The following is a 26,070-nucleotide window of genomic DNA, read 5'->3' on the forward strand; positions in this document are numbered from 1 at the left end:
CGTCAGCCGCCCGTTCACGCCGCGCGCTCCCAGCCGGGCACCAGCACGATGGCGAAATAGGGCGCCGGCCCCTCCGCCCGTTCGGCGAGCGGAATGAGCGCGCAATCGGCCATGGTGCCGCGCTCCACATAGACCGCGCGGTCGAGCCGGCCGGCGGCGGCGAGCGCGCGGCGGATCTTCGGCAGGTTGCGCCCCACCTTCATGATGACCGCCGCGTCCGCCTCCGCGAGGCGCCGCGCCAGCTCGTCTTCGTCCAGCGTGCCGGGCAGCACCATCAGCACGTCGTCGCCCTGTGCGATGGGCGCGCCGGCCTCCGACCAGCAGCCGGACATGCCGGTGACGCCGGGGATCACCTGCGTCTGGAACCGCCCCGCGAGGCGCACATGGATGTGCATGTAGGAGCCGTAGAAGAGCGGGTCGCCCTCGCTCAGCACCGCCACCGTGCGCCCGGCCATGAGATGCTCGGCCACCGCGGCCGCGGAGGCGTCGTAGAAGGCGCCGATGGCCGTGCGGTAGGCGTCGTCATGCCGGTGGATCTCGGTGGTGACGGGATAGAGCAGCGGCAGCTCCACCGCACCCGGCGGGAAGTGGGCGGCGGCCACCGTGCGCGCGTGGCTCACGTTGCCGGCCTTGGCGAAATAGCCCACCACGTCCGCGCTTTGCAGCGCCTTCACCGCCTTGAGGGTGAGAAGGTCGGGATCGCCCGGGCCGACGCCCACGCCGATGAGATGCCCCTTCACAGCCCGGCCCTCGCAAGCGCGTTGACAGCGGCGGAGGTGATGGCGCTGCCGCCGAGCCGCCCGCGCACGATGGCGAAGGGCACGCCGCGCGGATCGTCCGCCAGCGCATCCTTCGATTCCGCCGCGCCCACGAAGCCCACCGGCATGCCGAGGATGGCCGCCGGCTTGGGCGCGCCGCGATCCAGCATTTCCAGCAGGTGAAAGAGCGCGGTCGGCGCATTGCCGATGGCCACCACCGCGCCGGCGAGGCGATCGCCCCACAATTCCAGCGCGGCGGCGGAGCGGGTGGTGCCCAGCTTTTCCGCCAGCGCCGGCACCGCCGGATCGCGCAGGGTGCAGATCACCTCATTGCCGGCGGGCAGGCGCGCGCGGGTGATACCGTGGGCCACCATCTGCGCGTCGCACAGGATCGGCGCGCCGGCTTGAAGCGCGGCGCGCGCGGCGGCAACTGAGCCGGGGCCGAACACGAAGTCCCGCGCCGCCTCCACGAGGCCGCAGGCGTGGATCATGCGCACCGCCACGTCCTCCTCCTCCGGCGCGAAGCGGGAGAGGTCGGCTTCCGCGCGGATGATGGCGAAGGAGCGTTCGTAGATGGCCGTGCCGTCGCGCACGTAATCAAGGGGAAGGGTCATTCTGCGCGGCTCGTCACGTCATCATTTCTTTTCGTCGCCGCGCCCGCCCACAGGCCCACCGGATCGAGGCGGGCGAGGAGCGCGCGGGTGGTTTCGCCCGGCGCGCGCCGGGCCGCCAGCGTCGCGGCGAGGGATGCGACGGCGGCGGGAAAGTCTGCCTCAGGCCGCACCGGGCGCGCCGCGCCGGAGGCCGGGCCGTCATGCACCAGCGCGACGCCGCCGTCCATGCCCACGAAGGCGAGGGTGGCGGGCGCCGGATGGGCGCAGCCCTTGGTGCAGGCCGAGAGGTGCAGGGAAACCGTTCCATCCAGCAGCGGCGCGAAGGCCTCCGCCAGAACCGGGCCCAGCGCGCGGGCGGAGACATGCGCGGAGGCGCAGGCCGGCGCCCCGGCGCAGGCGGCGATGGAGGCACGCGGATCGCCCGGGGCGGTGACGCAGCCGAGCGCGGCGAGGCGCGCGGCGAAGGTGTCGGCGGCGCCTTCCGACAGCCCGGTGGCGATGAGCGTGCGTTCGGGCGCGGGGCGAAGATCCCGCACGCCGGCCGCTTCCGCCGCATCGGCGATGGCCGCGAACTGCCCGGCATCGCCGGCCCCGAACGGCAGGCCGAAGCCGAACGCCAGCGTCCCGTCCGCAAGAGGCATGAGCCCCAGCGGCGGCGCGACCTCGGCAAGGCGCGCCCGGCCGTCGCAGCCGGGCAGATCAGTGGCGCGCGCGGCGCGGCCCAAGGCGGCGATGGCGGAGAGCGCGGCCAGCGCCTCGGCCGCCGCTTCCGCCTCGGGGAGCACGCGGGCCGGTCCATTGCCGATGGTGAGTGCCCATTGCCCCGGCCCGGTGGCCACCAGCCGCACATCGGCCTTCTGGCCCGCGAGGCTGACGGCGCCGCCCCCCTCCACCACCACGGACACCTTCGGCCCCAGTTGCCCCGCCAAATGCTCCGCCCCGGCGAGGATGGCGGCGGCCAGCGGATGGCCATCCGACACCTCGCTGGGGTCGAGCCCCCCCAATGGCGAGACATCCACCGCCAGCCCGATGCGCGGGGTGATGCCGAGGGCGGCCACTGCCACCTGCAAGGGTCCGACCGTCTCCGGTGCGAGCCCACGCACCTGAAGGCTGCCGCGCGCCGTCACCTCCATCATGCCATTGCCGAAGCGGCGGGCGGCGTCCGCCAGCCCGCGCAATTGCGCCGGGGCGAGCCGGCCATCGGCAGGCACGAGCCGCAGGATGAGGCCGTCGCCAGTCTCCATGGGCGCGAGAAAGGCAGGGCAGGCGCCGCGGCGGGTAGGTGGGATGGGCGTCATTCCGCAGCCTCCCGGCCCGCGTCGCGGAGCGCTTCGAGATCGGCGTCGAGATCGTTGCGCCGGGCATGCCACAGGCCGCGGCGGCGGGCATCGGCGAAGCGGCGGGCGATGGCGCGGGCGGCATCGGGGTTCTGCGCGAGGAGGAAAGCCCGCACTGCCGGGTCCATCACATAGGCGGAATGCAGCCGATCCAGCAGCGCTGAGGGCACCTGCTCCGTCGTCTCGGCGAAGGCGACGAGGCGGTCCACCGTCTCCGCCAGTTCCGCCGCGCCGCGCGGGCCATGGCGCATCTGGCCGGCGATGAAACGGACTGAGACGCGCCCGTGCACCAGCCGCGTCAGCGCCTCCTTCAGCGGCCGGGCGCGGGGACGGTCGGGGTCCGTGGTGTCGAGCACGACCAGATGGGCCGAGCGCCCGAGCGCCGCACCCGCCGCCGCGAAGCCGCCCATGAAGGCAGCGTCCTCGCTGCCGTCGAGCAGGTCGCGGGCCGCATCGTCCGCGCCATGCACGAGCGCATCCGCCTCCGCGAGGCGCGCCGCGAACAGGCCGGGCGCCGGGCGCGCCGTTCCATCCGCCCCGCCATAGGCATGGGAGGCGGCGGCGAGATAGGCGGCGCCCAATTCCTCCCGCGTCTCGAACGCGCCGCGCTGCAATTGCGCCTCGATGCCCGCGCCATAGGCGCCGGGGGCGGAGCCGAACAGGCGGGCGAGGTCCTCGCCCTTGCGCCGGGCCGCGGCGAGGGGGTTTTCGCTCTCCTCCTCGTCGCGCGCGGCCACCGCGCGGACGGCGGCATCGAGCAAAGCGATCTGGGTGGGGAAGATGTCGCGGAACAGGCCGGAGATGCGGAAGGTCACGTCGATGCGCGGGCGGCCGAGCACGGCGGGCGGCAGCACCTCCACGCCCGTCACGCGGCCGGTCGCCGCCTCCCACACCGGCCGGCAACCGAGGAAGGCGAGCCCCTGGGCGATCTCCTCGCCCCCCGTGCGCAGGCTGGCGCTGCCCCACAGGTCCAGCACCAGCGCGCGGGGCCAGTCGCCCTGCTCTTGCAGGATGAGGCGCAGCGCCTCGTCCGCCGCCTTGCGGGCGAGGTCGCAGGCGGTGGGGGTGGGCAGCGTGCGCGGATCGGCGGTGAAGAGATTGCGCCCGGTGGGCAGCACATCCCGCCGCCCCCGCGCCGGGGCGCCGGCCGGGCCGGCCGGCACGAAGCGGCCGTCGAGGGCCGTGAGCAGCGCGCAGGTTTCCGCGCCCGCCGAGGCGGCGCGCAGCGGGTCGGCCTCGCCCTCGGCCATGGCGCCGAAGATGTGGAGGCCGTCCTTCACCGCCAGATCCTTCAGGTCACACAGCCAGGCATCGATGCGGCGCAGCGCCTCGTCGGGATCGGTGGCGGCGGAAACGCCAGCGGTGGCGGCAAGGCCGGTCTCGGCGGCGGTCTCGACGATGAGCGTGGCCAGACGTTCGCGGCGGCGGCGGTCGAGGCCGTCCGCCTGCGCATATTCGTCCACCAGCCGCTCCAGCCGCTGCTCGGCCTCGCTGAGGCCCGCACTCGTGAGGGGCGGCGGCAGATGGCCGATGGTGACGGCGGCGAGCCGGCGCTTGGCCTGTGCCGCCTCGCCGGGATTGGAGACGATGAAGGGATAGACCACCGGCAGCGCGCCCATCACCACCTGCGGGAAACAGGCCGGCGTGAGCGCCACCGCCTTGCCCGGCAGCCACTCCAGCGTGCCATGGGCGCCGAGATGGACCACCGCATGGGCATCGAGCCCCGCGCGCAGCCACAGGCCGAAGGCGAGGAGCCCGTGGCGCGGCGGCAGGCTCGCGTCGTGATAATCCGCCCGCCGGTCGAGGCTCGCGCCGCGATCGGGGGCGAAGGCGAGCGTGATGTTTCCAGAGCGGGCGAGGCGAAAGCGGAAGGCACCGCCGGCAACGTCTGCATCGTCCTCAGGCGCGCCCCAGGCGGCGGTCACGGCGGCCTGCACGGGCTCGGGCAAAACGGCGAACAGGCGGCGATAGTCGTCCAGCGCCAGTGCCGGTTCCGGCCGGATGGCGGCGAGGAGCGCCTTTGCATCGTCGGGCACGGGGCCCGCGCCATATCCAGCCGCCGCGAGTGTCCCAAGCATCCGCCGCGCGCTCTCGGGCACGTCGAGGCCCACCGCATAGCCCGAGCGGCCCTCGGCGCCGGGATAATCCGGCAGGATCAGCGCGAGGCGCCGCTCTGCGTGCGGCGTGGCGGCGAGGCGGACCAGCGCCGCCGCGCGGTCCGCCACATGGGCCACCGCCTGCGGCTCCGGCCGGTTGATGGCGGCGGTGAAGGCGAGGTCGGCGTCGGGCGGGGCGAAATCCTTGAAGGAGAGGGCGCCGGCCAGCACACGCCCGTCCAGCTCCGGCAGCACCACGTGCATGGCGAGGTCCGCCGCCGAGAAGCCGCGCGGGCTCCCCGCCCACGCCTCCCGCGCCGTGGTCGCGGGCGCGGCCTGAAGCACCGGGGGGCCACCTTCCGGGAACAGCTCAGCCGCGTCTCCTGCCGCGAAGGCGGTGGTGGTGAGGATGACCGCCGGATCGAGCGCCGCGCAAGCTTCCCGCACGGCGGCGCGGGCCTCCGGCGCCTTCAGGCTGGGCACGAACAGGCAGTGCGCCGCGATGCCCCGCGCCTCCAGCGCCTCCGCCAGCGCATCCACGGCGGCGGTGTCGGCGGCGAGCCATTGCGACCGATAGAAGAGGATGAGCGCGTTCGGCCGCCCTTCGCGGGCTCCGCGCACGTCCTCCAGCGTCGCGAGACCCGCGCCGGGGCGATGGAAGGCGGTGCCCGGAACCGGGCGCGGCGCGGGGATGGGGCCGGGCGCGGCGAAGCCCGCCGCCTCACCCATGGCGGCGAGCAGGGCCGCCATATTGTCCGGCCCGCCGGCGCGGAAATAACCAAGCCAAAGGGCGAGCGTGTCCTGCGGCAGCGTGGAGAGCGCGGCGAGGCGCGGATCGTCCTGGTCCTCCCCCGGCAGGAGCGCGAGGGCGATGCCGCGCGCGCGGGCCATGGCGGCCAATTGCTCGGCGCCATAGCGCCACCAGTCCAGCCCGCCGAGCTGGCGCACCAGCACCACCTTCGCCTTGGCCGCGACCTTCTGAACCCACAAATCCACGGACATGGGGTGGCGCAGATCCTTCAGCCGCGCGAGGCGCAGGCTCGGAACCGCAGCGCCGCGCGCCCGCCAGGCGGCGGACAGGCCGATGAGATCGCTGTCGGTGAAGGAGAGGGCCACCATGTCGCCGGGCGGCTGGGCGAGGTCGACCGGCTCGGCCAACTCCTCCAGGCTCGTCGATGTGGTGGCGAGGATGTGCATGGCCTAGCCGAGGATGGCCTGTTCCACGGCCGCGCGATCGAAGCCCTTGAGGCCGATCACCACCAGCGCCCCGCGCCGTGCCTCGCCCGCATTCCATGCGCGATCGAAATGGTGCGACACGCGCGGGCCGACGCCCTGCACCAGCAGGCGCAGCGGCTTGCCTTCCACGGCGGCGAAGCCCTTCACACGCAGCACGTCCGGCGTCTCCGCCGCCTTCACCACGCGGGCGGCCAAAGCGGCGGGATCGGCGATTTCGGGCAGCGCCAGCACGATGCTCTCGAACTCGTCGTGATCGTGGTCTTCCTCGTCGTCGTGGTGGGTGCGGCGGGCATCGATAACATCCTCCGCGCCGACGCCGAGGCCGAGCAGCACCGCCAGATCCACCTTGCCACCGGAAGCGCGCACCAGCTTCACCGCGCGCGGCAGGGCGCCGGCCACGGCCTTCTCGGCGGCGGCGAAACCGGCCGCGTCCAAGAGGTCGGACTTGGAGAGCACGACGAGATCGGCGCAGGCGATCTGGTCCTCGAACACCTCTTCCACCGGGTCGTCATGGTCGAGGCTCTCATCCCCGGCCCTTTGCGCATCGAGCGCGGCGAGATCGGGCGCGACGCGGCCTTCGGCCAGCGCCGGGCCATCCACCACGGCGATCACGCCATCCACCGTCACCCGGCCCTTGATGGCCGGCCACTGGAAGGCCTGGACCAGGGGCTTGGGCAGCGCGAGGCCGGAGGTCTCGATGAGGATGTGGTCCACTCTCGGCGCGCGGGCGAGGATCTGGTCCAGCGCCGGCACGAAATCATCCGCCACGGTGCAGCACAGGCAGCCGTTGGCGAGTTCCACGATGCTGGTCTCGTCGCAGCTCTCGATGCCGCAGCCCTTCAGGATTTCGCCGTCGATGCCCACGTCGCCGAACTCGTTGACGATGACCGCGAGGCGCTTGCCGCCGGCATTCTCGAGCACATGGCGGATCAGCGTCGTCTTCCCGGCGCCGAGGAAGCCGGTGACGATGGTGCAGGGCACGCGGGCGAGCGAGGTCATCGGGTCTCCTTGGGAAGGGAAAGCGGGGGAATGCGCGCGACCATGCCGCGCTTGAGCGCGTCCGGCCGGCCGCGCCATGGCATCAGGCCGTCCTGCGAGCCGGCGAGAAGCGCGGCGCCGGCGAGAAGGTCGGCGGCGCTGTCGGGGGAAAGGTCGCCGAACACATAGGTCCAGCCGTCGCGGCGGACCATGGCGGCGGACAGCGCGCGCTTGCAATTGGCGAGGCAAGAGACGCCCACGACCGCGACGCCGTCGGAGACGGTGGCCGCACAGGCGGAGGCGAGGAGGCGCGCGCCGTCGCGCTCGGCGTCGGGCGGGGCGTCGTTGCCGGGGGCGCGGCAGGTCGTGCAGATGAGGAGGGTGACGGCGGGAGCGGTATCGCGCGCGGCTTCAGGCGCGCAGCCGGATTCCAGGCTTTCAGCGCCCGGCTCGGGTGACGTGCTGTCGGGAATCGCGCTGCGCTCCACCGGCCGGTCCACGGGTGCGAGCGCCCACGCGTGCGGGCTCGAAGGGACGCAGAACCGGAGCACCCCGCCCGGCGCGGACCTCGTCGAAGGCAGGTCTCCTGGCTCGCGGATCACCGCCCCTGCCGCCTTCCCGGATGAATCCAGTGGCGTCTGGCAGGGGCTCACCGCCGACAGTTGCGGGGGCAGCCGCGGCATTGGAGGGTATTCACCTCCGCACCGCATTCCCTTTTTCGCCCGTGTGGGAACACGGGACCTTCGACGCCGCCACTAAAGGCAGGGCGGGCGGGATTGTCAAATGAGGGACGGGAACCACGTTCGCACGTCGGACAGCAACGGCGCAGCCGGAGCGGCAGCCGTGCACCGGGCACGCGGCGGTTCATCGGCCGGGTTCCGCGCCTCTAGATCTGCCGGAACCGCGCCCGGATTCGCCGTTCCAGCTCGTCGCGCACCTGCCGGTAGGCGTCGAGGCGCTGCTCGCGGTTGCCGCCTTCGCCGGTGGGGTCGGGGGTGGGCCAGTATTCCACCTTGAGGGCGTTGGTGCGGGTCAGCTCCAGCGCGCGGTGGTGGGCGTCGGGGGAGAGGGAGATGGCGAGGTCGAAATTCAGCCCCTCATACTCCTCCAGATCCTCGACGCTCTGCGGCCGGTGCTTCTTCACATCGAGGCCGATCTCCTCCATCACCGCTGTGACGAAGGGATCGGCATCGCCGGCGATCACCCCGGCCGAGCCCACATAGACGGATTTGCCGAACAGATGCCGGGCGAGCGCGGACGCCATCACCGAGCGCACCACGTTCTGTCCGCACATGAAGAGAACCGATTGCGGCCGCGCTGAGCGCTGGGGCGCCGCAGGGGGCTCCATCGTCGCTCAGCCTTTCCAGTGCAGGGCGCAGATGAGCGTGAACAGGCGGCGGGCGGTGTCGAAATCCACCACCACCTTGCCGTCCAGGCGCTCCTGCAACAGCGTAGATCCCTCGTTGTGCAGGCCCCGCCGGCCCATGTCGATGGCCTCGATCTGGCTCGGCGAGGCGGTGCGGATGGCGTTGTAATAGCTCTCGCAGACCAGGAAATAGTCCTTCACCACCTTGCGGAAGGGGGTGAGAGAGAGGTGGTGCTGCACCACCTGATCGCCGCTCTCGCGCTTGACGTCCAGCACGAGGCGGTTGTCGGCGAGCGAGATGACGAGGCGGTAAGGCCCCTCCCCCGGATCGCCGCAGGGCATGAAGCTGTTGTCCTCGATGAGGTCCCAGATGGCGGTCGCGCGCTCGTGCTCGATGTCCGGGCTGCCGGCGTGGCCGATGGAGGCGTCGTCGAGGGTCACGGCGCAGAGGCGGGCCGTGGGGCTCCTCTCCGGCTTGTCGCTCATCGCTATTCCCCCGTCATCTGTTGCTGCGGATGGAGACGGACCGCCCGTGCGCGTCCAACCGCTCCACGGCGGCGAGGCGCACGGCGGCCGGGCCGAGCTTTTCCAGCGCGTCGGCATCGAGCTTGAGGATGGACGTTCGCTTCATGAAGTCCAGCACGCCGAGCCCGGAGGAAAAGCGGGCCGAGCGGGCGGTGGGGAGCACGTGGTTGGTGCCGCCCACATAGTCGCCGATGGCCTCCGGGGTCCAGGCGCCGATGAAGATGGCGCCGGCGTGCCGCACCCTGGCGGCCAGCGCGTCGGCGTCCACCGCGTGGATCTCCAGATGCTCCGGCGCGATGCGGTCCACCAGCGGGATGGCGTCGGCGAGGCTGTCCACCAGGAAGATGGCGCCATGGTCGCGCCAGGAGGCGGAGGCGATCGCGGCGCGCGGCAGGGTGGCGAGCATGCCCTCCACCGCCTGTTCCACCCGGTCCGCCAGCTCCGGCGAATTGGTGATGAGGATGGACTGGGCGGCGGTGTCATGCTCCGCCTGGGCAAGGAGGTCGGCGGCGATGAAATCCGCGCTCGCGTCGCCGTCGGCGAGGATCAGCACCTCGGAGGGGCCGGCCACCATGTCGATGCCGACCTTGCCGAACACCTGCCGCTTGGCCGCCGCCACGAAGGCGTTGCCGGGGCCGACGATCTTGTCCACCGGGCGGATGGTCTCCGTCCCGTAGGCGAGCGCCGCCACCGCCTGCGCCCCGCCCACGCGATAGACCTCGTGCACCCCGGCGAGCCGGGCGGCCGCGAGCACCAGCGGCGCGATCACGCCGTCCGGCGCCGGCACCACCATGACGATGCGCGGCACGCCAGCCACCTGCGCCGGCACCGCATTCATCAGCACGGATGACGGATAGGCGGCGGTACCGCCGGGCACGTAGAGGCCCACGGCATCCACGCTGGTCCAGCGATGGCCGAGGGTGACGCCGGCGGCGTCCACATAGGTCTCGTCCGTCGGCTTCTGGCGGGCGTGGTGCGCCTCGATGCGGGCCTTGGCGAAGTCCAGCGCCGCGCGGGTCTCTTCGGGGATGGAGGCGAGGGCCGCGTCCAGCTCGGCGTCGCTCACCTTGATGCCGAGGGCGTCGAGGTCCACCCGGTCGAAGGTGCGCGACAGGTCCACCAGCGCCCGGTCGCCGCGGGCGCGGACATCGGCGATGATGGCGGACACCTTGTCCTGCACGTCCACGGACGCCTCGCGCTTGGAGCCGAGGAAGTCGATGAAGCGCTCGGGAAAGTCGGGCTGGGAAAGAGTGAGGCGGATCGGCATGCCGCCTTGCTAGAGCAGGTTCGCGCGCGAGGGAAGCCCCAAGCGGTGCAGCCGCCGTGCATCGGCCCTCGCCGCGCAACCGGGCGCGGTGCGGAGGGTCAACGGGCGGCGCGGAAGGCCTCCTGGGGCCAGAGCGGCCGGGCGAACAGGTAGCCCTGCGCGAGCTCGCAGCCCTGGCTCAGGAGAAAGTCGGCCTCGTCGCGGGTCTCGACACCCTCCGCCACGGTGGTCAGATCCAGCGCCCGGCCGAGGCTGAGCATGGAGGTGATGATCTTGCTGCTCTGCGCCTCTGTGGCGATGCGCCGCGTGAAGGATCGGTCGATCTTGATCTTGTCGATGGGCAGCTCGTTGAGATGGCGCAGGCTGGAAAAGCCGGTGCCGAAATCGTCGAGGGAGATGCGCACTCCGGCCTGCTTGAAGGCCGCAAGGGTGCTGCGCGCGGTTTCGAAATCGGCCAGAAGGCCAGTCTCGGTGATTTCCAGCTCGATCTGGTGGGGCGGAATGTTCATCTGCGCGAAGAGCGCAAGGGTGCGAAACGGAAGGCGTGGATCCGCCAGTTGGACCGGGGAGAGGTTCACGGCCACCGGCAGCTGTGTCGGCCAGGTGGCGAGGTCATTCCCCACCCGGCGCAGCATGGCGGTGAACAGCGCATCGATCAGGCCCTCATCCTCCGCGATGGGGATGAAGTCCACCGGACCAAGGAGGCCACGCTCGGGATGCCGCCAGCGCGCCAGCGCCTCGAATCCCGCCGTCTCGCCCGTCGCGAGCCTGACCACCGGCTGGTACTGAGCGACGATCTCGCCGGATTCCAGGCCGGCCCTGAGCTCGGCCTCGATTTCGCGTCGCGCCCGTCCGCGGGCGTCGAGGTCGGAATCATAGAGCGCATAGCGGTCCTTGCCCGCGGCCTTGGCCTGGCGAAGGGCCTTTTCGGCGGATTGCAGGAGCACGGACGGCGACGACCCGTCGCGGGGGTATTTGCTGATGCCGATGCTGGCGGTGATCTCAACCTCGGCGCCATGGCAATCGAACGGCTCGCGCAGGCGCGACAGCAGACGGCTCGCCATTCGAAAGAGCGCATCGGTCTCATCAGCCCCCATCGGGAACAGGATGGCGAACTCGGCGCTTCCCAGCCGGGCGACCATGCCATCGCGACGCGGGGTGGAAACGAGGCGCGCCGCCACCTGGCGCAGGAGATCGTCACCGGCGACGTGTCCGTGCTGCTCGTTCACCCCGCGCATCATGTCCACGTCCACCACAAGGAGCGCGAGACGCGTGCCCTTGCCCCAGGCCGCCTTCAGCTCCCGGCTGAATTCCTGCTCGAACTGCATGCGGTTGGCGATGCCGGTGAGACTGTCGAATGCGGAGGCATCGTCCGCCTCCTTCTGCGTCGCCCGCTGCCGGACCACGAGCCTGCGCAGCCGGCGTTCGCGGACGATCAGGATCGTGATGAGAGCGAGTGTCGCGACAGCCCATCCGGCGAATACTTCATCGAGATACCAGACTTCATGCCTAGACCCCAGCGAAAACAAAGGATGAAAAATGTCCAAATGGAGGAGAGCAAAATAAGAGGCGATGGATACGAGAATTATGCTGCCATAAGTCAGGATCGAACGACGACTGGTCGCATTATTTGAAGTGCCGCGCGACATAAGTATAGGTGTTTTGTCCTTGGCAGCCCCTGGCCACCATTAACTACGTGCATTCATGACACATTTCATAGCGACGATTCCAGAGTGACGCTGACCGCCTGTGTCAGCGTCATCATCAATCATCGCCAGAACGTTACGACCCTGCGATACGCACGGATCATACGCGGTTCGAATTCTTGGGTTTTGGGCGAGGACCCTATCCTGCGCTACCGCCTGGACTGGCGGCGGGATCGGCAACTTCCGGATGCCTGGGCGCATGGGTGCAGCCCCAAGCCGGGCCGAGATCCCTGAGGCCGGCCTCGATGCACTCCACCTCGAGCCGCACCTCGGCACCGCCGGAGAAGGTGAGATAGACGAAGCCCGAGGGCTGATCGCCCGGCATGAAGGTGACGGCGAGAAGATTGAGCACGCCGGTCCGCTGCGCCTCCTCCATGCCGCGGCACTTCACGTCCCGCACCCGCTCGAAATGCAGGCCGGTGCGGCGGCGCACCGTCTCGTTGGCGGCGACCTTCTGGTCCCAGTCGAAGCGGTTCAGCACCAGGGCAAAACGCTGCAGCCGGGGCAGGAAGCCCATGTCCACCTTCTTCACCACCGCATCCTGCAGATGGGCGGAAAAAATGGCGAGGTCTTCCTCGTCGAGGGCGATGAGCTTCAGGTTTTCCATTGCGATGCAGCCTCTTGGGGGCGTGAACCGCAGATAGCGACGCCACCCGCCGCCCGCAAGGGGCTGGGGGGGGGGAAGGTGGTCCCGCTGCCGGCTGTTCTCCCCTCTCCCGCAAGGGGAGAGGGGGCGCGGCCGGTGCCTTCACCGGGCGCCGGCGCGCATCCGGCCACGCTCGATCAGGGCGCACGGGCGGTCGCGTCGGCGTGCTTTGCCGGCAAGGCTGCGCCCTGTAGGTTCGCCCCGCGACGGGGGAGGCACGGATGGGGGCGGTCGGGTTCATGTGGCGGGGAACGAAGCGCACGGTGAAAATCGCGGCGCTGCTGATCTTCGCGGTCATCGCCACGGTCTTCGTGGTGCGGGCGGTGGATTCCCAGCGCGGCCCGCCCCTTGACCGCTGGCACACCTACCACCCGCCGGAGCTGAGCCGCAGCGAACTCGCGCGCGCCGACCTCGCCGCCTACATGGCCGCCGAGGACAAGGCCTTCGCTGGCGTGAAGGCCAATGTGACCGACAAGGTGGACCCGGAGGATCGCGTCCGCTTCAACCGCTACTTCGCCTCCAGCCCCATCTACCCGCCCGGCTTCGCGCAGGACTTCAACCGCACCTACGTGCTTCAGCCCAAGGCGCGGGAAGATGGGGGCGAGCCGGCGGGGGCGGCGGTATTCCTGCACGGCCTGACCGATTCCCCCTACAGCCACCGGCATCTGGCGCAGCTTTATGCGGACCATGGCTTCATCGCCATCGTGCTGCGCCTGCCCGGACACGGCACCGTGCCCGGATCGCTGACGGAAATCGGCCACGAGGAGTGGATCGCCGCCACACGCCTCGCCATGCGCGAGGCCCGCAGGCGCGTGGGGCCGGACCGGCCGGTGCATATCGTCGGCTATTCCAACGGCGGCGCGCTGGCGCTGATGCATGCGCTCGACGCGCTGGACGATCCCGCGCTGGTGCGGCCGGCCCGCATCGTGCTGATGTCGCCCATGGTGGGGGTGACGGAATTCGCCCGCTTCGCCGGCCTCGCGGGGCTTCCGGCCATCTTCCCGGCCTTCGCCAAGGCGGCGTGGCTGAACATCGTGCCGGAATTCAACCCCTTCAAGTACAATTCCTTCCCGGTGCATGCCGCGCGCGAATCCTTCGCGCTGACCCAGCTCCTGCAAGCCAATATCGAGCGCCACGCCCGCTCCGGCCGCCTTACGGGCCTCGCGCCGGTGCTCACCTTCCAGTCGGTGCTCGACCACACGGTGAGCGCGCGGGCGGTGATCGAACAGTTGCACGCGCGGCTGGAGGACAATGGCAGCGAGCTGGTGCTGTTCGACATCAACCGCTCTGGCCAGTTCGAGGACCTGCTGACACGGCGCTCCGATACCGCCATCGCAACCCTGCTGCCCCCGGCGCCGCGCCGCTTCCGCACCGCCGTCATCGGCAATGCGGCGCCCGGCGCCGCCACAACCGTGGTGCGCGAGACGCCGGCCGGCGCGCGCGAGGAAACCGTGCGGCCGCTCAGCGCCCCCTATCCGGACGATGTCTATTCGCTCTCCCATGTCGCGGTGCCCTTCCCGCTGTCGGACGGGCTCTACGGGCTCGATCCGGACCCGGCGGAAAAGTTCGGCATCCGCCTCGGCGATATCGCGGCGCGGGGGGAATATGGCGCGCTGGTCGTGGGCGTGGACATGCTGGTCCGCATGTCGTCGAATCCCTTCTTTCCCTATCTGGAAGAACGCGTCGCCGCGGGACTGCCGCCGGCGCGGGCGCCCTGATAGCGTCAGACCCGGCGGCCTTCAATTACCAGCGTGCCATCGGCGCCGCGTGCTGCCGGCAGCGGGGCGAGGCGGCGGTGGAAATGCACCATGAAGGCGGTGCCGAACACCGGCAGGATGAGGTTGAGGATCGGCACGAACAGGATGGGCGCGATCAAAAGGCCGGCGACGAACACCTTCACCCCGTTCGCCCGCCGGAGCGCCCGCGCCTCCTCGGGCGAGCGGTAGCGCATGGCCGCCAGCTCGAAATATTCCCGGCTGATGAGATAGGCGTTGGCCACGTAGAAGATGATGACGTTCACCCCCGGCACCAGCAGCAGCAACAGGGCCGCGAGGTTGACGAGCAGCACCAGCCCGAAGAAGCGCAGGGAATAGAGCAGCGCGCGCAGGAAGGGCTGCGGCTGGCCGGGCGGATCGTTGGGATAGGTCGCGGCCTCCACCCGCTCGGCCACCTCGTCGAGGAAGAGGCCGGCCACCAGCGAGGACACCGCCGGCATCAGATAGACCACGCCGAACACCAGCCCCAGCCCCGCGATCACGGCCAGCGTGGTCTCGATCCACGGATAGGACGAGATCTCGACGAAGTGCGTCAGCGCCGCCTCCAGCCCCACCGCGAGGCCGATGAGCAGCGCCAGCGCCAGCCCCATGGATTTCAGGAGCACGCCGCGCAGCAGCGGCGAGAAGGTCTGGCGCAGGGCGAGGATGGCGGCGGCGAGCATGGTCTCTCCCGGTGAGCGCGGCCCCTCAGGCGCAAAGGCCGGAGGTGTGGGCGAGAGGTAGGGTGTGGGGCCTCACGGCTCAAGTGCGCCAAGCAAGATGAACCCGCGCGGCGGCCGAGCGATGCAGGAGCCTCACAGCGTGACGCGGACCGCATTGGTCACCTGCAGCACGCCCCACTGATGAAACCGCTCGGAAAAGAGCCTGCGGATCTCCGCCAGCTTCGCCGCCGCCTCGGGCGTGTCGGGGTGGTAGATCAGTACGAGGCGCATGCCCTCGCGCACCACCTGCGCCGAACCATGCGCCTCGCCCTTCACCTGGCCGTAGGCGGCGATCACGGTGAGTCCGTCCGGGAAGCGGGGCGTCACCTCGCGGGCGAGGAAGCCCTCCCATTCCTGCTCGCTCACCCCGCTGCCGTCGGCGCTAGCGAGGCCGAAGAGGAGCTTGGTCTCGATCATCACCACGCTCATGCCCGGCTGGAGCGTCGCGGGGCGGCCTCCTCGGCGTGTGCGGTGGTGGAAAGAAGCAGGCCGGCCAAAAGGACCGCGGCACAAAGCCGCGCTTGGCGGGTTCTGACGGAAACGGGCATTGGAAGCGGCATCGGGAATCGGGGCTCCGCTGGAAATGCGAGCATTGGCGGCCCGGCGCAATGCCGCAAGCGGCGGCGGCTCAAGCGCTGCGAACGAACGTTCACTCTTGCGTCGGGGACTTGGTTGGATTATTGCGAACGAACATTCGCTCTCAGCCATCCTGCAAGGTGTCGACCCGCCCAGATGTCACGTTCCTTCCCAGAGACCGCGATGCGCGACGCTGCCGCCTCGCGTCCGGACCACAAGCAGGAACAGCGCAAGCGCATCCTCGATGCCGCCGTGGTCTGCTTCGGCCGCGACGGCTTCCATGGCGCGTCCATGCAGAAGATCTGCGCCGAGGCGGGCATGAGCCCGGGGGCGCTCTACCGCTATTTCCCCTCCAAGGAATCGCTCATCGCCGCCATCGTCGAGGGCGAGCGGGCCGAACGGCTCGGCATGTTCGACATGATCACCAAGGCGCCGTCGGTGCTGGGCGGGATGGTCGCGTGCCTGCGCATCCTGTTCACAGAGCGCAATATCGCCACAGCACGGCTCGGACCGGAGATTCAGGCAGAGGCGATCCGCAACGCTGACCTGCGCAAGGCGATCGAACCTTGCGAGGCGGAAACCAGCATCCTTCTGGCCGACGCCCTCGCTGCCGCCGAAAGGCAGGGTGAGATCGACCCCGCGCTCGACCCGGACCTGGTCGCCATGATGCTGCAGGTCGTCGGCGACGGCCTGCTCCTGCATCACCAGTTGCATCCCGAATGGCAGCTGGAGGACCGGCTGCCCGAGATCGAGGCGATGGTGCGCCGGATGCTATCCCCGGCCCAACCGAAAGCGGTGCCGGAATGACACGCACACTCAAGAACTGCATCGCCCTTGTCTTGCGTCACGGGAATGCCGCGGTTCAGCCGCACGGTCCCGCGCCCATCCGGAACGAGGTTCTGTCCACCATGTCTGCGTCCGTCCGTCCGGCGCTCCGTCCCGCCCGCTCTGCGGCTTCCCGCCTTGCCGTCTCGGCTTTCGCCGCCGGAGCCCTTGCCGCCGGAGCCCTTGCCGCGCCTCCCGCCGTCGCAGCCGATCCGGCCAAGGCGGCCGAGGCGGCCCGCGCGGCCGCGCTCTCGGTGACGGTGGTGAAGCCCCGGCCCGATACCCTGACCGACACGCTGCTCGTCACCGGCTCCATCAAGCCGCGCGAGGAGATCGAGGTGGGGCCGGAGATCGAGGGCTATCGCCTCATGGAGATTCTGGTGGAGGCCGGAGACCGGGTCCAGAAGGGCCAGGTGCTCGCCCGCCTGTCGCGCGACGTGCTGGAGACCCAGCTCGCCCAGAACACCGCCTCCGCCGCCAAGGCCCGCGCCGCCATCGCCCAGCAGCAGGCCGCCCTTGACCAGGCCATCGCGCAGGAGACCGAGGCCAATTCGGCGGTGGAGCGCACCCGCCAGCTCAGCAAGACCGGCACCTCCTCTCAGGAGCAGCTGGAGCAGCGCGAGCGCGCGGCCAAGGTCGCCACCGCCCAGGTCGCCGCCGCCCGCGAGACGCTGATCGCCGCCCAGGCGGAAGCAGTGTTCGTGAAGGCGCAGCGCGACGAGCTGGACGTGAAGCTGAAGCGCACCGACGTGCGCGCCCCCGCCTCCGGCCTCGTGCTTTCGCGCGAGGCGAAGCTTGGCGCCATCGCCTTGTCCACCCGCGCCGCGCCGTTGTTCCGCATCGCCGAGGACGGCGCCATGGACCTCGACGCCGACGTGCCCGAAGGCGCCATGCCGCGCATGAAGGACGGGCTTTCCGTCCAGGTCGTGCCGGCCGGCTTCGACGAGCCCATCGGCGGCAAGGTGCGCCTCGTTTCCGCCGAGGTGGACCGCGCCTCGCGCCTCGGCAAGGTGAAGATCGCCTTGCCCGACGACCCGCGCCTGAAGTCCGGCGCCTATGGCCGCGCGGTGATCGCGCTCGGCGAGGTGAAGGGTCTCAGCCTGCCCCAGTCCGCCGTCATGTTCGATGCGGAGGGCGCCTATGTGCTCACCGTCACCGACGGCATCGTCGGCATCCAGCGCGTCACCCCCGGCCTCAAGAAGGATGGGCGCATCCTCGTCACCGAGGGGCTCTCCGCCGACGCGGACGTGGTGGCGCGGGCCGGCAGCTTCCTGCGGGACGGCGACCGGGTGACACCGGCGCGCGCGCCGCTCTCCCTTGGCGAGGCGCGCTGATGGCTCTCAACGTCTCCGCCTGGGCGATCCGCAAGCCCGTCCCCGCCCTCGTCTTCTTCTTCATCCTGACGGCGCTCGGCATCGTGCATTTCCGGGAACTCCCGGTGACGCAGATGCCGAACATCGACCTGCCCATCGTCATGGTCACCGTCACCCAGTCCGGCGCCGCGCCGAGCGAGCTGGAGACGCAGGTGACGAAGAAGGTGGAGAACGCCATCGCCGGCATCTCCGGCGTCAAGCACATCACCTCCTCAATCAGCGAGGGGGCGAGCGTCACGCTGGTGGAATTCCATCTGGAAACGCTGGTGGACCGCGCCGTGAACGACACGCGCGACGCCATCACCAAGATCCGCATGGACCTGCCCCGCTCCATCGACGAGCCGCAGATCCAGCGCATCGACATCGAAGGCCTGCCCATCGTCACCTACGCGGTCTCCGCGCCCAACATGACGACGGAGCAGGTGAGCTGGTTCATCGACGATACCCTCGCCCGCGCCCTGCAGGGCGTGCGCGGCGTGGCGCAGGTGAAGCGGCAGGGCGGCGTCGACCGCGAGATCCGCATCGCGCTCGATCCCGACCGGCTCATGTCGCTCGGCATCACCGCCGCCGAGGTGAGCCGCCAGTTGCGTGCCACCAATCTCGACGTTTCCGGCGGCCGGGGCGAGGTGGGCACGCAGGAGCAGCCCATCCGCACACTCGCCGGCGCCTCCTCCGTGGAAGCGCTCGCCGACACCCGCATCGTGCTCTCCAATGGCCGCTCGGTGCGCCTCGGCGAACTTGGCACCGTGGTGGATGGCGCGGCCGAGCAACGCGTGTTCGCCCGCCTCGACGGCAAGAGCGTGGTGGCCTTTGGCGTCTACCGCGCCAAGGGCTTCTCGGACGTGACGGTCTATGACCGCGTGACCGAAGAGCTTGACAAGCTGCGCGCTGCCCATCCCGACGTCACCGTCACCGAGATCGACACCACGGTCCGCTTCACCAAGTCGGACTATGAAAGCGCCATGCACACGCTGATCGAGGGCGCGATCCTCGCGGTCATCGTGGTGTTCCTGTTCCTGCGCGACATCCGCGCGACCCTCATCACCGCCCTCGCCATCCCCTTGTCCATCCTGCCCACCTTCTGGGTCATGGACATGCTGGGCTTCTCGCTGAACGCGGTGAGCCTGCTCGCAATCACCCTCGTCACCGGCATCCTGGTGGACGACGCCATCGTGGAGATCGAAAACATCGTCCGCCACATGCGCATGGGCAAATCGCCCTATCGCGCGGCCATCGAGGCGGCGGACGAGATCGGCCTCGCGGTGGTGGCGACCACCCTCACCATCGCCGCGGTGTTCGCGCCCGTGTCCTTCATGGGCGGCATCGCGGGCCAGTATTTCAAGCAGTTCGGCCTGACGGTCGCCATCGCCGTGCTGTTCTCGCTGGCCGTGGCCCGGCTCATCACGCCACTGGTGGCGGCCTATTTCATGAAGGACACCGGCCACCGCGAGGGCCGGGACGGCGCCGTCATGCGCGGCTATGTGCGCCTGCTCGGCTGGTCGGTGCGGCACCGCTTCGCCACCATCGGCATGGGCATCGCCATCTTCGCCGGCTCCATCTGGCTCTCGACCCTGCTGCCCTCGGGCTTCCTGCCCACCAACGACATCTCGCGCGCCCTCCTCTCGGTGGAGTTGCCGCCCGGCAGCACGCTGGCGGAGACGCAGAAGGTGTCGGACGAGATCGCCCGCGCGGCGCTCAGCCTGCCCGAGGTGAAGAGTGTCTACGCCACCGCCGGCTCCGGCGGCTCCGGCGGCCTCGCGCTGTCCTCCGGCGAGGTGCGCAAGGCGCAGATCGTCATCAACCTGAAGCCCCGCAGCGCGCGCAAGATCGACCAGAAGACCTTCGAGACCCAATTCTCGAAGACGCTGGCCACCATGCCCGACCTGCGCGTCTCCTGGAGCCAGAACGGACAGAACACCCAGCGCGGCTTCGAGGTCATCCTCTCCGGCAGCGACGGCGCGGCGGTGGCCGAGGCCGCGGTGGCGGTGGAGAAGGCGGTGCGCGCCGACGTGCCGGAGCTCGCCAACGTGGTTTCCTCCGCCGCCCTCGACCGGCCGGAGATCCGCATCGTGCCCAAGCTCGACGAGGCGGCCGAACTGGGCGTCTCGGTGGACACCATCGCCGAGACGGTGCGCATCGCCACCATCGGCGACATCTCCGCCAACCTCGCCAAGTTCTCCGCCAAGGACCGGCAGATCGACATCCGCGTGCAGCTCGCCGAGAACGCGCGAACCCGGCTGTCCACCTTCGATGCGCTGAAGGTGCCCACCGCCTCCGGCGGCGCGGTGCCGCTTTCCGCCGTGGCGGACGTCCAGTTCGGCAAGGGACCGACCGCCCTCGACCGCTACGACCGCGCCCGCCGCGTGGCGGTGGAGGCGGACCTCGTGGGCGATACGCCTTTGGGCGACGCCCTCGCCAAGGTGAAGGCCCTGCCCGCGGCGCAGAACCTGCCCGCCGGCGTGACGCTGAAGGAGGCCGGCGACGCGGAGATCATGGCCGAGGTGTTCTCCGGCTTCGCCATGGCCATGGCGGCGGGGCTGATGCTGGTGCTGGCGGTGCTGGTGCTGCTGTTCCACGACATCCTGCAGCCCATCACCATCCTCGTCTCGCTGCCGCTGAGCGTGGGCGGCGCCTTCATCGCGCTGCTCATCACCGGCAACTCGGTGTCCATGCCCGTGGTCATCGGCTTCCTGATGCTGATGGGCATCGTGACCAAGAACGCCATCCTGCTTGTGGATTTCGCCATCGAGTCCATGCACCAGGGCGTCGACCGCTTCACCTCCCTCATCGAGGCCGGCCGCAAGCGGGCGCAGCCCATCGTAATGACCACCATCGCCATGGTGGCCGGCATGGTGCCCTCGGCGCTGGCGCTGGGCGAAGGCGGCGCCTTCCGCGCACCCATGGCCATCGCGGTCATCGGCGGCCTCATCACCTCCACCGTGCTGTCGCTGGTGTTCGTGCCGGCGGTGTTCACGGTGATGGACGATCTGAGCCACTTCCTCGGCCGCATCTTCGGCCGCTTCATCGGCGGCAAGGACGAGCCGGACGGCCGCGACCTGCCTCCGGCCCTGAACCATCCGGCCGGCGAGTAGCCCGCCCTTCATCTGCCCATCCAGCGGCCCTCCCCTCCCTCCGGACGGGAGGGCCGCTTGACTCGTGTCGCCATGTGTACCATTCAGTACATTATTGACTGATCGGTACAGGAGAGACCCATGGCCCGCCCGCCGCTGCCGCCCTTCACCGTCGAGACCGCCGCGCAGAAGGTGCGCATGGCGGAGGATGCTTGGAACACCCGCGACCCGGAGCGCGTCTCCCTCGCCTACACGCCGGACAGCCGCTGGCGGAACCGCTCCGACTTCCTCGCCGGCCGCACCGAGATCGTCACCTTCCTCACCGCCAAGTGGCGGCGGGAGCTGGACTATCGCCTCATCAAGGAGCTGTGGGGGCTGAACGACAACCGCATCGCGGTGCGCTTCCAGTATGAGTGGCACGATGCCGATGGCGCGTGGTACCGCTCCTATGGCAACGAGCAGTGGGAGTTCGACGCCGAGGGCCTGATGCGCCGGCGCGAAGCCTCCATCAACGACGTGGCGATCGCCGAAAGCGACCGCCGCTTCCTGTGGCCCCTCGGCCCGCGTCCGGCGGACCATCCGGGCCTCACCGAACTGGGGATGTGATGGCACGAACGGTGGCCGAGCGCGCGGACATCCTGCCCCTCCTGGGCGAGGTGTTCCGCGAGCACGGATACGAGGGGGCGAGCCTCGCCCACATCACCGCCCGCACCGGGCTCGGCAAGGGCAGCCTCTATCACTTCTTCCCCGGCGGGAAGGAGGAGATGGCGGCCGCCGTGCTCCGGGAGATCGATGGCTGGTTCGAGGCCAACGTCTACGCCCCCCTGCGCGCGGACGACGACCCGGCCGCCGCGGTGCGGGACATGCTGGCGCGCACCGATGCCTATTTCCGCTCCGGCCGGCGGGTGTGCCTCGTGGGCGTGTTCGCCCTCGGCGAGGTGCGGGACCGGTTCGGTGAAGCGGTCGCATCCTACTTCGCCCGCTGGCGCGATGCCCTCGCCGCCGCCCTCGCCCGCGCCGGCCTGCCTTCCGCTGAAGCGGACGACCGGGCGGAGGAGGCGGTGCTCGCCATCCAGGGCGCGCTGGTGCTGGCCCGCGCGCTGAATGATCCCGCCGTGTTCGGCCGGGCGCTGGAGCGGCTGGGCCGGCGGCTGCTGGACGGGCTATAATCCGACCAATATAATCAACTTTATTCAGACTTGACGCGTTCGATAAACCGAACGATATTGCCGCCATGTTCGCCCCGGAACGGATGGGCCCTGCCATGATGATGTGTCGCTGACAGCCGCTGGAGCGGCGTGAAACCGCCGAATGCCGCGCCAGGCGCGGCCCAGTCCCGGTTGCGCCGACACCCATCCTTTCCCAAGCCGCCTGTTCCCGCCTCCGCCCCCCTGCCGCCGCTTAACTGCGCCGGGCGAAGGACCGGATTGACGAACAGCCGGTGATGCCGGAGCCTTTCATGAACGCCCCCCTGACTTTGGCGGCCGCCGTGCCTACCCTCCCCGAACCGTCCGTTTCGCCTGTCGTTTCTCCCGCCGCCATCCCGGCTCCCGCGCGCTCCATCATCCGCTTCGAGCGGGTGGCGAAGACCTTTCCGGCGCGCCGCGGCCATGCGGCGGTGCATGCCCTCTCCGACATCACGCTGGACGTGCCGGAGGGCGCGATCCTCGGCGTCATCGGCCGGTCGGGGGCGGGCAAGTCCACCCTCATCCGCCTCGTCAACGGGCTGGAGAAGCCCACCGGCGGGCGCGTGCTGGTGGACGACGTGGACATCGGCGCCCTCGATGAGGCCGCGCTGCGCAAGGAGCGCCGCTCCATCGGCATGATCTTCCAGCACTTCAACCTGCTGGCGCGCCGCACCGCCTTCGACAATGTGGCCCTGCCGCTGGAGATCGCCGGCGTCCCGCGCGCTGAAATCAAGGCGCGGGTGGAGCCGCTGCTCGATCTCGTCGGCCTCTCCGACAAGCGCGACCGCTACCCCGCAGAACTTTCCGGCGGCCAGAAGCAGCGCGTCGGCATCGCCCGCGCGCTCGCCACCCGCCCCCGCGTGCTGCTCTCAGACGAGGCCACCTCGGCGCTCGATCCCGAAACCACCGAGCAGATCCTCGCGCTGCTGCGCCGGGTGAATGCGGAGCTGAATCTCACCGTGCTGCTCATCACCCACGAGATGGCGGTCATCAAGGCGGTGGCCGACAAGGTGGCGGTGATCGACGGTGGCCGCATCGTGGAGGACGGCGCCACCTACGAGGTGTTCGCCCGCCCGCGCCATTCCACCACCCGCTCCTTCCTCGCCGCGCTCACTGCCAAGAGCCTGCCGCGCCGCGTCGCCGAGCGCCTGTCCGCCGAGCCGCGCGAGGGACGCGACCAGGCCGTGCTGCGCATCGTCTTCACTGGCGAGCACGCACAGGACCCGGTGCTGTCGCGGGTGTCGCGCCTGCTCTCGGTGGACGTGAACATCATCCAGGCCCAGGTGGACGAAATCGCCGGCACGCCCTTCGGCGTCATCGTGGTCTCGGTGCCCGGCGACGCCCCCACCCTGAGCGCCGTCATCAATGCCGTGGAGCGGCTCAACCTGACGGCGGAGGTCCTCGGCTATGTTTGACATCACCTTCGGCCTGCTGCCGCCGACCATCGTCGACCTCATCATCGACGCCACCCAGCAGACGCTCTACATGGTGGCCGTCTCCGGCGCGCTCGGCACGCTCATCGGCCTGCCGCTGGGCGTGTTCCTCGCCACCAGCCGGGCGGGCGAGTTGTTCGCCGCGCCGTGGCTCAACCAGACCCTCGGCCTCGTGGTGAATGCGGCGCGCTCCACGCCCTTCATCATCCTCGTGGTCGCCATCATCCCCTTCACCCGCCTCGTGGCGGGCACTTCCATCGGCACCAGCGCGGCCATCGTGCCGCTGACCGTGGCGGCGGCGCCCTTCATCGCGCGCCTCATCGAGGCGGCCATCCGCGAGGTGGACCAGGGGCTGGTGGAAGCCGCGCGGGCCATGGGCGCGAGCCCCATCCAGATCGTCGCCAAGGTGCTGCTGCCCGAGGCGCTGCCCGCCATCACGCTGGCCCTCACCCTCGCCGCCGTGTCGCTGCTCGGCTACTCGGCCATGGTGGGCGCGGTGGGCGGCGGCGGCCTCGGCGATCTCGGCATCCGCTTCGGCTACCAGCGCTTCATGCCCGAGGTGATGGCGGCGGTGGTGATCGTGCTCATTCTCCTCGTGCAGGCGGTGCAGACGCTCGGCGATCTCCTCGCCCGCCGCCTCGACAAGCGCAGCCGCGGCTGAGCCCCGGCGCGCACAGACCCGTTCAGATTCAGATGGAGGTTTCCATGAAGGCCCTGGCGCTGGCGCTTGCCGCCGGCATTTCCCTCGTCGCGTTTTCCGCCGCCGCCGAGACCATCAAGGTCGGCGTCACCCCCGGCCCGCACGCCCAGATCCTGGAGAAGGTGAAGGAAGAGGCGGCCAAGAAGGGGCTCGACATCAAGGTAATCGAGTTCTCCGACTATGTGGTGCCCAATGCCGCTTTGTCGTCCGGCGACATCGAGGCCAATTCCTTCCAGCACCAGCCCTATCTCGACAACCAGATCGCCGATCGCGGCTACAAGATCGTCTCCGTGGGTACCACGGTGAACTTTCCCATCGGAATCTATTCCACCAAGTACAAGACCTTCGCGGACATCCCGGCGGGCTCCTCCATCGGCATTCCCAACGATCCCACCAACGGAGGGCGCGTGCTGCTGCTGCTCGCCGACAAGGGCATCATCAAGCTCAAGGACGGCGTTGGCGTGAAGGCGTCCGTGATCGACGTGGTGGAGAACCCGAAGAAGCTGAAGTTCGTGGAGATCGACGCGGCGCAATTGCCGCGCTCCCTCCCCGACCTCGCGGCGGCGGGCATCAACACCAATTATGCGAAGGAGGCCGGGCTCGACCCGGTGAAGGACCCCATCCTGCGCGAGGATCCCAAGGGGCCTTACGTCAACGTCATCGCCGTGCGCGCGCAGGACAAGGACAAGCCGTGGGTGAAGACCTTCGTCGAGACCTACCACTCGCCGGAGACGCGCACGTTCATCCTTGAGACCTTCAAGGGCGCGGTGCTGCCGAGCTGGTGAGGGTGCGCGCCCCCACCACCCGGTCATCCCCCGGTTTGTCCGGGGGATCCACCTCGCCGCGCGTCCTGCGCTCGCCGGTCCTAGATCCCTCCAACGGCACCGTGGATCGCCCGTACAAGGCGGGCGATGACAGAACAGCGGGCGGGAGCTTCACTTAGGCGCCGCGCGGGCCCTTACTTCACCGCCACGATGAAGAAGCGGGGGAAGGCGAGGAGCACCTTGCCGTCCACCCGCGGCAGATAGGAATCCGCGAGGCGGGCGGCGTATTCCTCCAGGAATTGCGTGCGTTCGTCGCCCTCCAGCGGATCGATGAAGGGCCGCAGGCCCGTGCCCTTCACCCATTCCACGATGGCCGGGATGCCATCGAGCGGGTGGTTGTAGATGGTGTGCCACACGTCCACCGCCCCCGCGTGGGGCTTCAGCATGTCGTAATAGGCGCCTGGTTCGGGCAGAACGGCGCGGGCGCGGGTGGCAGCGTGGAGCGTGTCCGCCCAAGGGCCGGACATGGCGGTCTCGCGCATGGCCACATGGGACGGCTCCTCCAGATTGTCCGGCATCTGCACCGCCAGCACGCCGCCGGGTGCCAGCAGGGACATGAGCCGCGGCAGCAGCGCCGCGTGGTCCGGCACCCATTGCAGTACGGCATTGGCGTAGATCAGGTCCGCCGGCTTCGGCAGGGTGAAGGTGGAGGCGTCGGCGAGATCGAAGGCGACGCCGGGCAGGCGGGCGCGGGCGGCCTCCAGCATGGCCGGCGAGGTGTCGAGGCCGAGGAGTTCCGCGCGGGGGAAGCGCTGCGCGAGGATTTCGGTGGAGTTGCCGGGTCCGCACCCCAGATCCACCACGAACGCCGCATCATCAAGCGGCACCGCCGCGAGGAGATCGCGCGCCGGGCGGGTGCGCTGGTCCTCGAACTTCAGATACTGGCTGGCGTTCCAGTCGGCGGACATCAGCGACTCCCGGCGCGAGGGACTGAGGCGCCACGGCGCGGCGCCGCAAGGAATATCCCTGCTTATACCAGCTTCGCCGCTGGGGCGACGGGCATGGCGCAGTTCTCTGCGGGCGGCGGCGCGCGCCGCGGGAGCGGGCCAGTGGGGGCGTGAAAAATATCGGGTGCG

General features: G+C 70.2%; 23 protein-coding genes and 1 riboswitch. Of the genes, 9 read left to right on the forward strand and 14 right to left on the reverse strand.

Annotated elements, in window-relative coordinates; genetic code table 11:
* Positions 1-14 precede the first annotated feature (14 nt).
* The 11 genes from J2126_RS04225 to J2126_RS04275 all read right to left on the reverse strand — a co-directional run bounded on the left by J2126_RS04225 (position 15) and on the right by J2126_RS04275 (position 12,490).
* Positions 15-740, reverse strand: coding sequence for a precorrin-2 C(20)-methyltransferase (locus J2126_RS04225; RefSeq protein ID WP_209484261.1), 726 nt, complete (start codon positions 738-740; stop codon positions 15-17).
* Positions 737-1,372, reverse strand: a complete 636-nt coding sequence (locus tag J2126_RS04230) for a precorrin-8X methylmutase (RefSeq protein WP_209484263.1) — start codon at positions 1,370-1,372, stop codon at positions 737-739. Before J2126_RS04230 ends, J2126_RS04225 begins: the two co-directional genes overlap by 4 nt.
* Positions 1,369-2,670, reverse strand: a complete 1,302-nt coding sequence (gene cobG / locus J2126_RS04235) for a precorrin-3B synthase (RefSeq protein ID WP_209484265.1) — start codon at positions 2,668-2,670, stop codon at positions 1,369-1,371. The genes J2126_RS04230 and cobG overlap by 4 nt, the downstream gene beginning before the upstream one ends.
* Positions 2,667-6,002, reverse strand: a complete 3,336-nt coding sequence (cobN, locus tag J2126_RS04240) for a cobaltochelatase subunit CobN (protein WP_209484267.1) — start codon at positions 6,000-6,002, stop codon at positions 2,667-2,669. Before cobN ends, cobG begins: the two co-directional genes overlap by 4 nt.
* Positions 6,003-6,005: 3 nt before the next feature.
* Positions 6,006-7,040 carry a cobalamin biosynthesis protein CobW gene (gene cobW / locus J2126_RS04245; RefSeq protein WP_209484269.1) on the reverse strand — a complete coding sequence of 345 codons (1,035 nt, stop codon included), beginning with the start codon at positions 7,038-7,040 and terminating at the stop codon, positions 6,006-6,008.
* Complete coding sequence (locus J2126_RS04250) at positions 7,037-7,507, reverse strand: DUF1636 family protein (protein WP_348634225.1); 471 nt, start codon at positions 7,505-7,507, stop codon at positions 7,037-7,039. Before J2126_RS04250 ends, cobW begins: the two co-directional genes overlap by 4 nt.
* 71 nt (positions 7,508-7,578) lie before the next feature.
* Positions 7,579-7,779, reverse strand: a riboswitch (cobalamin riboswitch).
* Positions 7,780-7,905: 126 nt separating this feature from the next.
* Positions 7,906-8,367 (reverse strand): low molecular weight phosphatase family protein, encoded by a 462-nt coding sequence (locus J2126_RS04255; RefSeq protein WP_209484272.1) that lies wholly within the window; start codon positions 8,365-8,367, stop codon positions 7,906-7,908.
* Between the two features lie 6 nt (positions 8,368-8,373).
* Entirely contained in the window at positions 8,374-8,871 is a 498-nt protein-coding gene (locus tag J2126_RS04260; RefSeq protein WP_209484273.1) for a UPF0262 family protein, read from the reverse strand.
* Between the two features lie 13 nt (positions 8,872-8,884).
* The gene (gene hisD, locus J2126_RS04265) at positions 8,885-10,177 is read right to left on the reverse strand and encodes a histidinol dehydrogenase (protein WP_209484275.1); all 1,293 of its coding nucleotides are present in this window, start codon (positions 10,175-10,177) and stop codon (positions 8,885-8,887) included.
* 98 nt (positions 10,178-10,275) lie between these two features.
* Positions 10,276-11,583, reverse strand: coding sequence for a putative bifunctional diguanylate cyclase/phosphodiesterase (locus tag J2126_RS04270; protein WP_209484277.1), 1,308 nt, complete (start codon positions 11,581-11,583; stop codon positions 10,276-10,278).
* Positions 11,584-12,022: 439 nt separating this feature from the next.
* Positions 12,023-12,490, reverse strand: coding sequence for a DUF2948 family protein (locus J2126_RS04275; protein ID WP_209484279.1), 468 nt, complete (start codon positions 12,488-12,490; stop codon positions 12,023-12,025).
* A gap of 260 nt (positions 12,491-12,750) precedes the next feature.
* On the opposite strand from J2126_RS04275, the gene J2126_RS04280 reads away from it, so the two are divergent.
* Positions 12,751-14,247, forward strand: a complete 1,497-nt coding sequence (locus J2126_RS04280; RefSeq protein ID WP_209484281.1) for an alpha/beta hydrolase — start codon at positions 12,751-12,753, stop codon at positions 14,245-14,247.
* A 5-nt stretch (positions 14,248-14,252) separates the two neighbouring features.
* Here the strand turns inward: J2126_RS04280 and J2126_RS04285 are convergent, their stop codons facing one another.
* Both J2126_RS04285 and J2126_RS04290 read right to left on the reverse strand, forming a co-directional pair.
* Entirely contained in the window at positions 14,253-14,966 is a 714-nt protein-coding gene (locus tag J2126_RS04285; protein ID WP_209484283.1) for a sulfate transporter family protein, read from the reverse strand.
* A gap of 132 nt (positions 14,967-15,098) precedes the next feature.
* The gene (locus J2126_RS04290; RefSeq protein WP_209484285.1) at positions 15,099-15,422 is read right to left on the reverse strand and encodes a DUF3574 domain-containing protein; all 324 of its coding nucleotides are present in this window, start codon (positions 15,420-15,422) and stop codon (positions 15,099-15,101) included.
* A 342-nt stretch (positions 15,423-15,764) separates the two neighbouring features.
* Here J2126_RS04290 and J2126_RS04295 point away from each other — a divergent pair, with 342 nt between their 5' ends.
* The 8 genes from J2126_RS04295 to J2126_RS04330 all read left to right on the forward strand — a co-directional run bounded on the left by J2126_RS04295 (position 15,765) and on the right by J2126_RS04330 (position 24,955).
* Entirely contained in the window at positions 15,765-16,388 is a 624-nt protein-coding gene (locus J2126_RS04295) for a TetR/AcrR family transcriptional regulator (RefSeq protein WP_209484288.1), read from the forward strand.
* A 101-nt stretch (positions 16,389-16,489) separates the two neighbouring features.
* Entirely contained in the window at positions 16,490-17,740 is a 1,251-nt protein-coding gene (locus J2126_RS04300; RefSeq protein WP_245327199.1) for an efflux RND transporter periplasmic adaptor subunit, read from the forward strand.
* Positions 17,740-20,871 (forward strand): efflux RND transporter permease subunit, encoded by a 3,132-nt coding sequence (locus tag J2126_RS04305; RefSeq protein WP_209484292.1) that lies wholly within the window; start codon positions 17,740-17,742, stop codon positions 20,869-20,871. Before J2126_RS04300 ends, J2126_RS04305 begins: the two co-directional genes overlap by 1 nt.
* Positions 20,872-20,991: 120 nt before the next feature.
* The gene (locus tag J2126_RS04310) at positions 20,992-21,456 is read left to right on the forward strand and encodes a DUF1348 family protein (RefSeq protein WP_209484294.1); all 465 of its coding nucleotides are present in this window, start codon (positions 20,992-20,994) and stop codon (positions 21,454-21,456) included.
* On the forward strand, positions 21,456-22,019 hold the full coding sequence (locus J2126_RS04315; RefSeq protein ID WP_209484296.1) for a TetR/AcrR family transcriptional regulator: 564 nt from the start codon (positions 21,456-21,458) through the stop codon (positions 22,017-22,019). The genes J2126_RS04310 and J2126_RS04315 overlap by 1 nt, the downstream gene beginning before the upstream one ends.
* Before the next feature lie 290 nt (positions 22,020-22,309).
* Positions 22,310-23,452, forward strand: a complete 1,143-nt coding sequence (locus J2126_RS04320; RefSeq protein ID WP_209484298.1) for a methionine ABC transporter ATP-binding protein — start codon at positions 22,310-22,312, stop codon at positions 23,450-23,452.
* Positions 23,445-24,131, forward strand: a complete 687-nt coding sequence (locus J2126_RS04325) for a methionine ABC transporter permease (protein WP_371744954.1) — start codon at positions 23,445-23,447, stop codon at positions 24,129-24,131. Before J2126_RS04320 ends, J2126_RS04325 begins: the two co-directional genes overlap by 8 nt.
* A 32-nt stretch (positions 24,132-24,163) precedes the next feature.
* Positions 24,164-24,955, forward strand: coding sequence for a MetQ/NlpA family ABC transporter substrate-binding protein (locus J2126_RS04330; protein ID WP_432445303.1), 792 nt, complete (start codon positions 24,164-24,166; stop codon positions 24,953-24,955).
* A gap of 173 nt (positions 24,956-25,128) precedes the next feature.
* Here the strand turns inward: J2126_RS04330 and tam are convergent, their stop codons facing one another.
* Positions 25,129-25,902: a trans-aconitate 2-methyltransferase gene (tam, locus tag J2126_RS04335; RefSeq protein ID WP_209484302.1), complete on the reverse strand. Its 774-nt coding sequence runs from the start codon at positions 25,900-25,902 to the stop codon at positions 25,129-25,131.
* Between the last annotated feature and the right edge of the window lie 168 nt (positions 25,903-26,070).

Source organism: Xanthobacter flavus, assembly GCF_017875275.1.
Taxonomy (GTDB): domain Bacteria; phylum Pseudomonadota; class Alphaproteobacteria; order Rhizobiales; family Xanthobacteraceae; genus Xanthobacter; species Xanthobacter flavus_A.